This window comes from Pseudomonas sp. 1 (assembly GCF_056626735.1).
Genome location: NZ_JBWXMQ010000020.1, coordinates 80,350 through 92,175 on the forward strand (window position 1 = coordinate 80,350; position 11,826 = coordinate 92,175).

At 62.4% G+C, this 11,826-nt stretch carries 9 protein-coding genes; all 9 read right to left on the reverse strand.

The genetic code is table 11. From position 1 onward, the window contains the following. Window positions 1–9 precede the first annotated feature (9 nt). The 9 genes from lysS to AC1MDC_RS25140 all read right to left on the reverse strand — a co-directional run bounded on the left by lysS (window position 10) and on the right by AC1MDC_RS25140 (window position 11,247). Complete coding sequence (gene lysS, locus AC1MDC_RS25100; protein ID WP_234204560.1) at window positions 10–1,509, reverse strand: lysine--tRNA ligase; 1,500 nt, start codon at window positions 1,507–1,509, stop codon at window positions 10–12. 69 nt (window positions 1,510–1,578) lie between these two features. Further along, a protein-coding gene (prfB, locus tag AC1MDC_RS25105; protein WP_139832565.1) for a peptide chain release factor 2 occupies window positions 1,579–2,674 on the reverse strand; the annotation gives its coding sequence in 2 pieces (ribosomal slippage) (window positions 1,579–2,601 and window positions 2,603–2,674; 1,095 coding nt in all). 106 nt (window positions 2,675–2,780) lie between these two features. Then, a complete protein-coding gene (locus AC1MDC_RS25110; RefSeq protein ID WP_011332645.1) occupies window positions 2,781–3,782 on the reverse strand; it encodes a response regulator in 1,002 nt (333 codons plus the stop codon). Between the two features lie 48 nt (window positions 3,783–3,830). Further along, window positions 3,831–4,841: a chemotaxis-specific protein-glutamate methyltransferase CheB gene (gene cheB, locus AC1MDC_RS25115; protein ID WP_480393886.1), complete on the reverse strand. Its 1,011-nt coding sequence runs from the start codon at window positions 4,839–4,841 to the stop codon at window positions 3,831–3,833. After that, complete coding sequence (locus tag AC1MDC_RS25120; protein WP_480393887.1) at window positions 4,838–7,138, reverse strand: response regulator; 2,301 nt, start codon at window positions 7,136–7,138, stop codon at window positions 4,838–4,840. The genes cheB and AC1MDC_RS25120 overlap by 4 nt, the downstream gene beginning before the upstream one ends. Continuing rightward, complete coding sequence (locus AC1MDC_RS25125; RefSeq protein WP_085697295.1) at window positions 7,135–7,818, reverse strand: chemotaxis protein CheW; 684 nt, start codon at window positions 7,816–7,818, stop codon at window positions 7,135–7,137. Before AC1MDC_RS25125 ends, AC1MDC_RS25120 begins: the two co-directional genes overlap by 4 nt. Further along, window positions 7,815–9,092 carry a CheR family methyltransferase gene (locus AC1MDC_RS25130; protein ID WP_480393888.1) on the reverse strand — a complete coding sequence of 426 codons (1,278 nt, stop codon included), beginning with the start codon at window positions 9,090–9,092 and terminating at the stop codon, window positions 7,815–7,817. Before AC1MDC_RS25130 ends, AC1MDC_RS25125 begins: the two co-directional genes overlap by 4 nt. Then, window positions 9,089–9,625 (reverse strand): chemotaxis protein CheW, encoded by a 537-nt coding sequence (locus tag AC1MDC_RS25135; RefSeq protein ID WP_085697293.1) that lies wholly within the window; start codon window positions 9,623–9,625, stop codon window positions 9,089–9,091. Before AC1MDC_RS25135 ends, AC1MDC_RS25130 begins: the two co-directional genes overlap by 4 nt. Beyond that, window positions 9,625–11,247 (reverse strand): methyl-accepting chemotaxis protein, encoded by a 1,623-nt coding sequence (locus AC1MDC_RS25140; RefSeq protein ID WP_085697292.1) that lies wholly within the window; start codon window positions 11,245–11,247, stop codon window positions 9,625–9,627. Before AC1MDC_RS25140 ends, AC1MDC_RS25135 begins: the two co-directional genes overlap by 1 nt. Between the last annotated feature and the right edge of the window lie 579 nt (window positions 11,248–11,826).

Genomic DNA, 11,826 nt, shown 5'->3' on the forward strand with positions numbered 1-11,826 from the left:
TTGAAACAATTACGCTTGCGGCCGCATGTGCGGGAACAGGATCACGTCGCGGATCGACGGGGAGTTGGTCAGCAGCATCACCAGACGGTCGATGCCGATACCTTCACCGGCCGTTGGCGGCATGCCGTACTCCAGCGCGCGAACGAAGTCGGCGTCGTAGTGCATGGCTTCGTCGTCGCCGGCGTCCTTGTCGGCCACCTGCGCCATGAAACGCTCGGCCTGGTCTTCCGCATCGTTGAGCTCGGAGTAGGCGTTGGCGATTTCACGGCCACCGATGAACAGCTCGAAGCGGTCGGTGACGTTCGGGTTCTCGTCGTTGCGACGGGCCAGCGGCGACACTTCGAACGGGTACTGGGTGATGAAGTGCGGCTGCTCCAGCTTGTGCTCGACCAGCTCTTCGAAAATCATCACCTGCAGCTTGCCCAGACCTTCGAAGCCCAGCACCTTGGCGCCGGCCTTCTTGGCGATGGCGCGAGCCTTGTCGATGTCGTTCAGGTCATCGGCGGTCAGCTCGGGGTTGTACTTGAGGATCGAGTCGAACACCGACAGGCGTACGAACGGCTCGCCGAAGTGGAACACCTTGTCGCCGTATGGCACATCGGTGCTGCCCAGAACCAGCTGCGCCAGCTCGCGGAACAGTTCTTCGGTCAGGTCCATGTTGTCTTCGTAGTCGGCGTAAGCCTGGTAGAACTCCAACATGGTGAATTCAGGGTTGTGACGAGTCGAAACGCCTTCGTTACGGAAGTTGCGGTTGATCTCGAACACTTTCTCGAAACCGCCAACCACTAGACGCTTGAGGTACAGCTCTGGCGCGATACGCAGGAACATTTCCATGTCCAGCGCGTTGTGGTGGGTTTCGAACGGCTTGGCCGCGGCGCCGCCAGGAATGGTCTGCAGCATCGGCGTTTCGACTTCGAGGAAGTCGCGCTTCATCAGGAAGCTGCGGATGTGCGCGATCACTTGCGAACGGACGCGGAAGGTCTGACGCACGTCTTCGTTGACGATCAGGTCAACGTAGCGCTGACGGTAGCGCTGTTCGGTGTCGGTCAGGCCGTGGTGCTTGTCCGGCAGCGGGCGCAGGGATTTGGTCAGCAGGCGCACGCTGGTCATCTCGACGTACAGGTCGCCCTTGCCGGAACGGGCCAGGGTGCCTTCGGCGGCGATGATGTCGCCCATGTCCCAGGTTTTCACCGCGGCCAGGGTTTCTTCAGACAAGGTTTTGCGGTTGACGTAGACCTGGATGCGACCGGTCATGTCCTGGATCACCATGAACGAGCCACGGTTGAGCATGATGCGACCTGCAACCTTGACCGGGATCGCAGCCTCTGCCAGCTCTTCCTTGGTCTTGTCCGCGTACTGCTTTTGCAACGCATCGCAGTAGTTGTCGCGGCGGAAGTCGTTCGGGAAGGCATTGCCCTTGGCGCGCTCGGCAGCAAGCTTTTCCTTGCGCAGGGCGATCAGGGAGTTTTCTTCCTGTTGCAGGGCCTGGTCGAGTTGTTGGTCGCTCATGTCTTTAAATATTCCATCACAGGTTCGTTGCCCCCGCCGGTGACGGGGGACTTGAGGTCGGGTGAAAGCTTACAGGCCCGATTTCAGGCTGGCTTCCAGGTATTCGTCGATGTCGCCGTCGAGCACCTTGTCGCAGTCGCTGCGTTCGATGTTGGTACGCAGATCCTTGATCCGCGAGGCATCGAGCACGTACGAACGGATCTGGTGACCCCAGCCGATGTCCGACTTGGTGTCTTCCAGCGCCTGGGACGCGGCGGTGCGCTTCTGCATTTCCTGCTCGTACAACTTGGCCCGCAGCATTTTCATGGCGGTGTCCTTGTTGGCGTGCTGGGAACGTTCGTTCTGGCAGCTCACCACGGTGTTGGTCGGTACGTGGGTGATACGTACGGCCGAGTCGGTGGTGTTTACGTGCTGACCACCGGCACCGGAGGAACGATAGGTGTCGATCCGCAGGTCTGCCGGGTTGATTTCGATTTCCACCTTGTCGTCGATCTCTGGCGAGACGAAAACCGCGGAAAACGAGGTGTGGCGACGGTTGCCGGAGTCGAACGGGCTCTTGCGCACCAGACGGTGCACGCCGATCTCGGTTCGCAGCCAGCCGAAGGCGTATTCGCCCTTGATGTGCACGGTGGCGCCTTTGATCCCGGCGACTTCACCGGCCGACAGCTCCATGATGGTCGCGTCGAAACCGCGTTTGTCGGCCCAGCGCAGGTACATGCGCAGCAGGATGTTGGCCCAGTCCTGGGCTTCGGTGCCGCCGGAACCGGCCTGGATGTCCAGGTAGGCGTTGTTCGGGTCCATCTCGCCGCTGAACATGCGACGGAATTCCAGTTTGGCCAGGGACTCTTCGAGACCCTGGAGGACTTCGACGACGTCATTCACGGCGCCTTCGTCGTTCTCTTCAACGGCCATGTCGAGCAGCTCGCGGGAATCGGCCAGGCCGGTGGCCAGCTCGTCCAGGGTGTCGACGATCTGCGCCAGCGTCGAGCGCTCGCGGCCCAGTTCCTGGGCGTATTCAGGTTTGTTCCAGACTGCAGGATCTTCAAGCTCGCGATTGACTTCGATCAGACGCTCATGCTTTTGATCGTAGTCAAAGATACCCCCGAATAGATTCGGAGCGCTCGGACAGGTCCTTGATGGTGTTCAGGATCGGGTTGATTTCCATGACGGGCAGCACTCGTTGGCGAACTTTTGAAAGCCGGCGAGTATAACGTAATCACGCTGTCACGGCAGCCCGTCTGGCGGCTCTTGAGGCGAATGAACTCAATGGTTCATTCGATCCCCACCTGATTGCGCCCGTTGTTCTTGGCCAGGTACAGGCCGCGATCCGCCGCCGAGATCAGCAACCGGCAGTCGCTGCCCGACTCCGGCACCATGGTCGCCAGACCGATGCTGATGGTCAGGCTCGAGCCTTCGGCCGGGGCATTGTGCGGAATTTTCAGCGCCGCAACCGTCTGGCGCAGCTTCTCCGCCACCAGTCGCGCCCCGCCCGGCGAGGTGTTGGGCAGCACCAGCGCAAATTCTTCGCCGCCATAACGCGCCGGCAGATCGGACGGCCGGGCACTGGCCTCGCGAATCGCCGTGGCGACCTTGCGCAGCGCTTCGTCGCCCTCGACATGGCCGAAGGTGTCGTTGTAGGACTTGAAGTAATCGACGTCGATCATCAGCAGCGACAGCTGGCTCTGGTCACGCAGCGAGCGGCGCCATTCCAGTTCCAGGTATTCGTCGAAGTGCCGACGGTTGGACAGCCCGGTCAGGCCGTCGGAGTTCATCAGGCGCTGCAACACCAGGTTGGTGTCGAGCAATTGCTGCTGACTGACCCGCAATGCGCGGTAGGCCGCGTCCCGTTGCAGCAATGTCATGTAGGAGCGCGAGTGATAGCGGATACGCGCCACCAGCTCGATGTTGTCCGGCAGTTTCACCAGGTAATCGTTGGCCCCGGCGGAGAACGCCGCACTTTTGATCAGCGGGTCTTCCTTGGTCGACAGGACGATGATCGGAATGTCCTTGGTCGCCGGGTGATTGCGGTATTCGCGCACCAGACTCAGGCCGTCGAGGCCGGGCATCACCAGATCCTGGAGGATCACGGTCGGCTTGATTCGCACCGCGTGGGCCACAGCAAGATGCGGGTCGGAGCAGAAGTGGAAGTCGATGTTCTCTTCGTTCGACAGCCCACGGCGCACGGCTTCGCCGATCATCGCCTGATCGTCCACCAACAACACCATGGCGGCGTTCTCGTCGGTTTTGATGTCATCGATCTGTAAGTCATTCATGGGCGGTCACCTGAGTGCTGCGGGGGCCAGGATTGCGGACGAACATGTTCATTTGGGGAAAATCTCCAGCAATCGTGGCGCTATCTTTTCCAGTGGACGGATTTCTACGGCCGCGTCGATGGCTGCGGCAGCCTTGGGCATGCCGTACACCGCACTACTTTGCTGATCCTGCGCGATGGTCAGATAACCCTGTTGGCGCATGAGCTTAAGCCCTTGAGCCCCGTCGCGTCCCATCCCTGTCAATAAAACCCCTACTGCGTCACCGTTCCAGTAGTTGGCGACGCTTTCGAAAAACACGTCGATCGAGGGGCGATAGATCTCGTTGACCGGCTCGGCGGTGTAGGCCAGCGTGCCGTTCTTGAGCAAACGAATATGGTGGTTGGTGCCGGCCAGCAGCACTGCGCCGGCCTGCGGCGGTTCGCCTTCGCGGGCCAGACGCACGTCCAGGCCGCTGGCGCCGGCCAGCCATTCGGCCATGCCGGCGGCGAACACCTGATCGACATGCTGCACCAGCACGATGGCCGCCGAAAAGTGGCGCGGCAGGCCTTTGAGCAGGACTTCCAGCGCCGCCGGGCCACCGGCCGAGGAGCCGATCGCCACCAGTCGCTGGCGCGAGGCGGTACTGCGTGGGGTCGCAGGTGCGGGACGCGCGCGGGCGGTTTTCTCGCCGATCAGCCAGCCGATGTTGAGGATCTTGCGCAGCAGCGGCGCCGCCGCTTCCTGAGGGTTGCCGCCGCCGATGGCCGGGGTGTCGACCACGTCCAGCGCGCCGTGGCCCATGGCTTCAAACACCCGGTGCACGTTCTGCTGGCGGTCCACGGTGACGATAACGATCGCGCAAGGGCTCTCGGCCATGATCCGGCGGGTGGCCTCGACCCCATCCATCACCGGCATGATCAGGTCCATCAGGATCAGGTCGGGAGTGTTTTGCGCGCACAGGCGCACCGCTTCGGCGCCGTTGCCGGCGACCCACACCACCTGATGCGCCGGTTCGAAGGCCAGTGCGCGGCGCAGGGCCTCCACCGCCAAAGGCATGTCGTTGACAATTGCGATCTTCATGCCCGCGCTCCTCCGATGAGCTCAACCACCGCGTCGAGCAAGGCGTCGTCATGAAAACTGGCCTTGGCCAGATAATAGTCGGCGCCGGCGTCCAGTCCACGGCGGCGGTCTTCCTCGCGATCCTTGTAGGAAACAACCATCACCGGCAGCGATTGCAGACGGTTGTCCCGGCGCAGCAGCGACACCAGTTCGATGCCGTCCATGCGCGGCATGTCGATGTCGGTGATCAGCAGATCGAAATCCTCTGAGCGCAGAGCGTTCCAGCCGTCCATGCCGTCCACCGCAACGGCCACTTCGTAGCCGCGATTGAGCAGCAGCTTGCGTTGCAGTTCGCGCACGGTCAGCGAGTCATCGACCACCAGAATCCGCTTGCGCGCGGCTTCTGCGGCCTGATTGCCGTGGCGTGCGATGCGCTCCAGACGCCCGGTGTTGAGCAGTTTGTCCACCGAACGCAGCATGTCTTCGACGTCGACAATCAGCACCACCGAGCCATCGTCGAGCAAGGCCCCGGCGGAAATGTCCTGCACCTTGCCCAGCCGCTCGTCCAGCGGCAGCACCACCAGCGTGCGCTCGCCGATGAAGCGTTCGACCGCCACGCCGTAGATCGCATCGCGCTCGCGGATCACCACGACTTTCAAGGTGTCGCCGCTGTTCTGGCTGGCCGGACGCTGCAATAACTGACTGGCCGCAACCAGCCCGACATGTCGACCTTCGTGCCAGAAATGCTGGCGGCCTTCGACCTGCACAATGTCGTCCGGCGCCAGATCGCACATGCGTTCGATGTGCGCCAGCGGGAAGGCGTAGGCCTCGTCGCCGACTTCCACCACCAGGCTGCGCACCACCGACAGGGTCAGCGGCACTTCCAGATGGAAGCGACTGCCCTCGCCCGCCGTCTGCTCCAGCACCACCGCGCCGCGCAACTGGCGGACCATGTGCTGAACGGCATCGAGGCCGACGCCGCGACCGGACACTTCGGTGACCTTGTCTCGCAGGCTGAAACCCGGCAGAAACAGGAAGGTCAGCAGTTCTTCTTCACTCAACTGGGCGGCGGTTTCCGCTGGAGACAACTGGCGCTCGACGATGCTGCGGCGGACCTTTTCCAGATCCACGCCGTTGCCGTCGTCGCTCAATTCCAGCACCAGCAGACCGGCCTGATGCGAGGCGCGCAGACGAATCAGCCCTTCCTCGGACTTGCCTTTGAGCAGGCGCTCTTGCGGAGTTTCAATGCCGTGATCGACTGCATTGCGCAGCAGGTGCGTCAGCGGTGCTTCGAGTTTTTCCAGTACATCGCGATCGACCTGAGTCTTCTCACCCTCGATTTCCAACCGCACCTGTTTACCGAGGCTGCGACCGAGGTCGCGGACCATCCGCACCTGCCCCGACAACACATCGGCGAATGGCCGCATGCGGCAGGCCAGGGCGGTGTCGTACAGCACTTGTGCGCGCTGACTGGCTTGCCAGGCAAACTCGTCGAGCTCGGCGTTTTTCTCTGCCAGCAACTGCTGGGATTCGGCGAGCAAACGGCGCGCGTCTTCCAGTGCCTCTTGAGCTTCAAGGCTCAGGGCATGTTCCTTGAGATGAACGTTGAGACTTTCCAGCGCCCGCAGGCCGTTGTTCTGCATGCGCTTGAGGCGCTGCATGGTGGCCAGGTGCGGTTTGAGGCGCTGGGTTTCCACCAGGGACTTGCTCGACAGATCGAGCAGGCTGTTCAAGCGTTCGGCGGTGACCCGCAGCACCCGCTCGCCGCCCTCAGTGGTGCGTTTGCTCTTGCGCGGCGCGGGCGCAGGCTCCGGCTCGGCCACCTCGGCGGGGGTTTCAACGGGCGCGGGCTCAGCCACCGGCGGTGGCTGAATCTGCAACTCGGCCATCGGTGGCGCACTTGGAACCGCAGGGACCACTGCCGGCGCCGTCGGATCGAGCAACCCGCCCATCAACGCCACGTAAGCCTCGATGTCCGCCGGTTGCGGGCCGTTGGCCGGTGTAGCAATGCGCATCAGCAAATCGGTGCCCTGCAACAGCGCGTCGATATGTTCCGGGCGCAGGAACAACCGTCCTTCCTGGGCGCTGACCAGACAATCTTCCATCACGTGGGCGACGCTGACGCCGCTGTCGATGCCGACGATCCGCGCCGCGCCTTTCAACGAGTGCGCCGCGCGCATGCACGATTCGAGCTGATCGGCCTGAGTAGGGTTGCGCTCCAGCGCCAGTAGCCCGGCGCTGAGCACCTGGGTCTGGGCTTCGGCTTCGAGGCTGAACAGCTCGAGCAGGGAGGCGTCGCGCATTTGCTCGGGGGTCATGTGAGGCTCCGGGAGACGGCGGACAACAGCTGTTCTTCATCCAGCCAACGCAGACTGCGACCTTTGAAAGGCAGCACGCCTCGGGTGTATTTGGCGCTGGCCTGTGCGCCGGACCGCGACGCGGCGTCGAGGATGCGCTCGTCGATGGCGTGAATCCCGTCGACTTCGTCCACCGGCACCACCACCGGCCCGCCCTGGGCCGCGATGATCAGCATGCGCGGCATGATCCGCGCGCCGGTCGCCGGGGCCGCATTGCTGTCGAGGTCGAGCAGTTCGACCAGCGACAGGCACGCCACCAGCGCACCGCGCACGTTCGCCACGCCGAGCAAGGCCCGGGAGCGCTGGTGCGGCAGCGAGTGAATCGCCTGCAACGGCGCGACCTCCACCAGACTGCGGGTGGCCAGGCCGAGCCATTCTTCGCCAAGGCGGAACATCAGCAGCGAACGGGTCTTCAGCTCGGTTTCAACCTGGGTCGCCACCGGATCGCGCTCGTCCTGCTGCAACGCATAGCGGTCGAGCAGGCGCGTGGCGGCGGCGGAATACACCGAGCAATTGCGGCAATGGATGTGCTCGTCCAGCAGCGGACAGGACTTGTCGCCGTGAATGCCGATGCGGTTCCAGCAATCGTCGATGGCCCGGGCGTCTTCGTGGGTGACATTCAAGGTGTCGGACGGGATCATCGTTTACGCTCACTGTCGGCGGTGCGGTCGCTGCGGGCGGCGCGCTCCTGCAATCGTCTGGCGCCGGCCGTGTCGCCCTGGGCCTGCAGCAGCGCGGCCAGGTGCATCAGGGCTTCAGGGTGTTGCGGTTCGAGGTAAAGCGCCTTGCGGTAAAAACCCTGGGCTTCGAGGGCGCTGCCGGCGACATCGCTCAGCAGGCCGAGCCAGTAAAACACCTGGGCCACCGGCTCGTGGCTGCGCAAATACTGTTCGCATGCGGCACGGGCCTCGGCGCTTTTGCCTTCGTTGGCCAGGGCGGCGATGTTGGCCAGCAGCGTTGCGGCATCGGGATTGTTGCTTTTAGCCGTCGCGGGCAAAGGCGTCACGCCCGCAAACGGGCGGTTACGCACCGGCGGCGGTGGCGTGCTGCGTACCGGTTGGCGCACAGGCAACGGCACGGGAATCGCGGTCGGCATCGACAACGGTTCGGGTTGTGGATCGCTGTGACGGCTGAAGGCAAACGACTGCGGGATCCCGATCGATCGCATGCCCAACCGCCCGAGCAGACTGCCCTCGGCCGGGCCGATAAACAGCACGCCATCAACATGGGTCAGGCGTTTGAGCACCGCGAATACCTGCTGCTGGGTCGGCTGATCGAAATAGATCAGCAGGTTGCGGCAGAACACGAAATCGAACGGCGGCTCGTTGACCAGCAATGACGGATCGAGCACGTTGCCGACATGCAGGCGTACCTGCTCGCGGACGATTTCATTCACCCGATAGCCCTCGTTCTCGGCAAAAAAATGCCGCTCGCGAAAGTCCAGTTCCTGACCGCGAAACGAGTTCTTGCCGTACAGCGCCCGCCGCGCCTTGTCCACCGACAAGGGGCTGACGTCCATGCCATCGACCTTGAACTGATGGGGCTTGAGGCCGGCATCGAGCAAAGCCATGGCAATCGAATAGGGTTCTTCACCGGTGGAACACGGCAGGCTGAGGATGCGCAGCGCGCGCATGTTGTTCAGTTCACCCAGGCGTTTGCGCGCCAGTTTGCCCAGTGTGGCGAAAGATTCCGGGTAACGGAAAAACCAGGTTTCGGGGACGATTACCGCTTCGATCAACGCCTGCTGTTCATCCCGAGAGCCTAGCAAGGTCTGCCAGTACTCATTGGCATTCACCGTTTGCGACAGGGTGATGCGCTGGCGTACAGCCCGCTCGATGATCGCCGGGCCGACCGAGGCGACGTCAAGGCCGATGCGTTCCTTGAGGAAATCGAAGAAGCGCTGGTCACTGCTCATGGCTGCTCCTCAAGCTGCGCCGGATCCAGCGGCGGCGACGGGAACAGCAGCGTGCGCACCGACTCGTCCAGCAAGTCGTTGACCCGCACCCACTGCACCAGCCCTTGCGCGTCTTCACGCACCGGGCCCAGGTACGGCGCCTGACGATTGTCGAGGCCGTACGGCTGAAAATCATCCGGGTTGCAACGCAAGGTGTCGGTGGCCTGTTCGAGGATCAGGCCCAGCCAGTGCGACGGCTGCGATTCATCCGCGCGGTAATGCACCAGCACCAGCCGTGTGCTGGTGCGCGCTTGCGCAGGATGGCCGAACGTCAGGGCACTGAGGTCGATCACCGGCACCACCGTGCCGCGATAGGCGAACACCCCTGCCACCCAGTGCGGGGCCCGGGCAATCGGCTTCAACGGCAGGCGCGGCAGCACTTCGGCTACTTCCGTGGCGCGCAAGGCGTAGCGTTCGCTGCCGATGCGAAACAGCAGGAACAGCGCCTGCTTCGCCACCGGTGCAGCGCTGCGTTTGGCGGTGATTTCGCTCATCAGACTTTGAATCGCGAAACGCCGCTGCGCAGGCCCACGGCCACCTGGCTCAGTTCGTCGATGGCGAAACTGGCCTGACGCAACGACTCGACCGTCTGGCTGCTGGCATCACCCAGCTGCACCAGCGCATGGTTGATCTGTTCGGCGCCGGTGGCCTGGGCCTGCATGCCTTCGTTGACCATCAACACCCGCGGCGCCAGCGCCTGCACCTGATGGATGATCTGCGACAGCTGCTCGCCGACCTGCTGCACTTCGGCCATGCCGCGACGCACTTCCTCGGAGAACTTGTCCATGCCCATCACCCCGGCGGACACCGCCGACTGGATCTCGCGGACCATCTGTTCGATGTCGTAAGTCGCGACAGCGGTCTGGTCCGCCAGACGCCGCACTTCGGTGGCGACCACGGCAAAACCACGACCGTATTCGCCGGCCTTCTCCGCTTCGATTGCAGCGTTCAGGGACAGCAGGTTGGTCTGGTCGGCGACCTTGACGATGGTCACCACCACCTGATTGATGTTGCCGGCCTTCTCGTTGAGGATCGCCAGTTTGGCGTTCACCAGATCCGCCGCACCCATCACCGAGTGCATGGTGTCTTCCATGCGTGCCAGGCCTTGCTGCCCGGAGCCGGCCAGCACCGAGGCCTGATCGGCGGCGGTGGAGACTTCGGTCATGGTGCGCACCAGGTCGCGGGAGGTCGCCGCGATCTCGCGCGACGTTGCGCCGATTTCAGTGGTGGTCGCGGCGGTTTCGGTGGCAGTGGCCTGCTGTTGTTTGGAGGTGGCGGCAATTTCGGTCACCGACGTGGTGACCTGCACCGACGAGCGCTGGGCCTGGGACACCAGCGAAGTGAGCTCGGTCATCATGTCGTTGAAGCCGGTTTCCACTGCGCCGAACTCGTCCTTGCGCTCGAGATTCAAGCGGCTGCTCAGGTCGCCGGTGCGCATGATGTCGAGGATCTGCACGATGCGGTTCATCGGCGCCATGATTGCGCGCATCAGCAACAGACCGCAGAGGCCGGCAGCCAGCACAGCCACCAGCAGCGAGACGAACATGCTGACTTTGGCCGCTGCCACAGCCTCGTCGATGTTGGCCATGGCCTGGTCGGCGACTCGCTTGTTCTCGCCGATGATGTCGTTGAGTTTCATCCGGCCCGAGTACCAGGTCGGTGTCAGTTGCTCGTTGAACAGTTTGACGGCTTCGGCTTCAAGATTGCGTTTGTGCAGATCAAGCACGGCGTCCTGAATCTTCATGTAGGAGTCGTGATACTTCTCGAACGCTGCGAATTCGAGCTTGTCCTCGTCCGTAACGACCGTGTTGCGGTAATTGGCCATCTGCTCCTGAAGTCGGGATTCGAAAGCCTTGTAATCGGCCGCATCTTCACTGCTGATGCCCTGCCCTTCCTTGAGCCCCAACAGTTCCTGGGTCTGCAGATAACTGTCGACCCACGCGCCACGAATCATCGAGCTGTAATAGACGCCGGGAATCGCGTCGTCACGGACGCTGTTTTCACTGGCTTCGATCTTCAACAACCGTGAATACGAGACGACCACCATCAACAGCATGATGGCGATAATCACCGCAAAGCTCGCCAAAATGCGTTGGCGCAACGTCCAGTTCTTCACAGTCAGTCCTCAGGGCCAGATCGAAATTGCGGGGGAGTATAGCTGAGGGCGGTGGTTCATTTATAAGACGGTTTGCCGCGCTCAGGCCTTCCGGTAGTCAACGGGGTGGGCTCTGGACAGGGACTTTCAAGGAATCGGAGGGTGGCGTGCCAGTGACGCAATGGCAAAAAGGGGCGATGGATTGGTCATTTCTGCAACGGAGAGGTCTGGCATCGACATAGCCATGTGCCATGGTGCGCAACTTCTTGCGCACTTGTTTCGCAAAATCGCCGCCTGATTCCGCTACAGCCCCCGGGTTCCGTCGCCTGTAGCCAAGTGCGCAACTTCTTGCACACCACTGCGCAAGAAGTTGCGCACTTTTGGCCTTAAATTGGCATGAAACATCTTGAAACATGCACTAAACAGCAGTTTCACCCCCGTATCACGGAGACTTCGGAAAACCTGGCACGCTCCTTGATATAGCTTTGGCACCCACCGGGCGATTTCGCCTCCCGGGCACCCTAACTTTATCCGCAAGGAGCACCTCCCATGGCAACACCAGCGTACATGTCGGTTACCGGCGAAAAACAAGGCCTGATT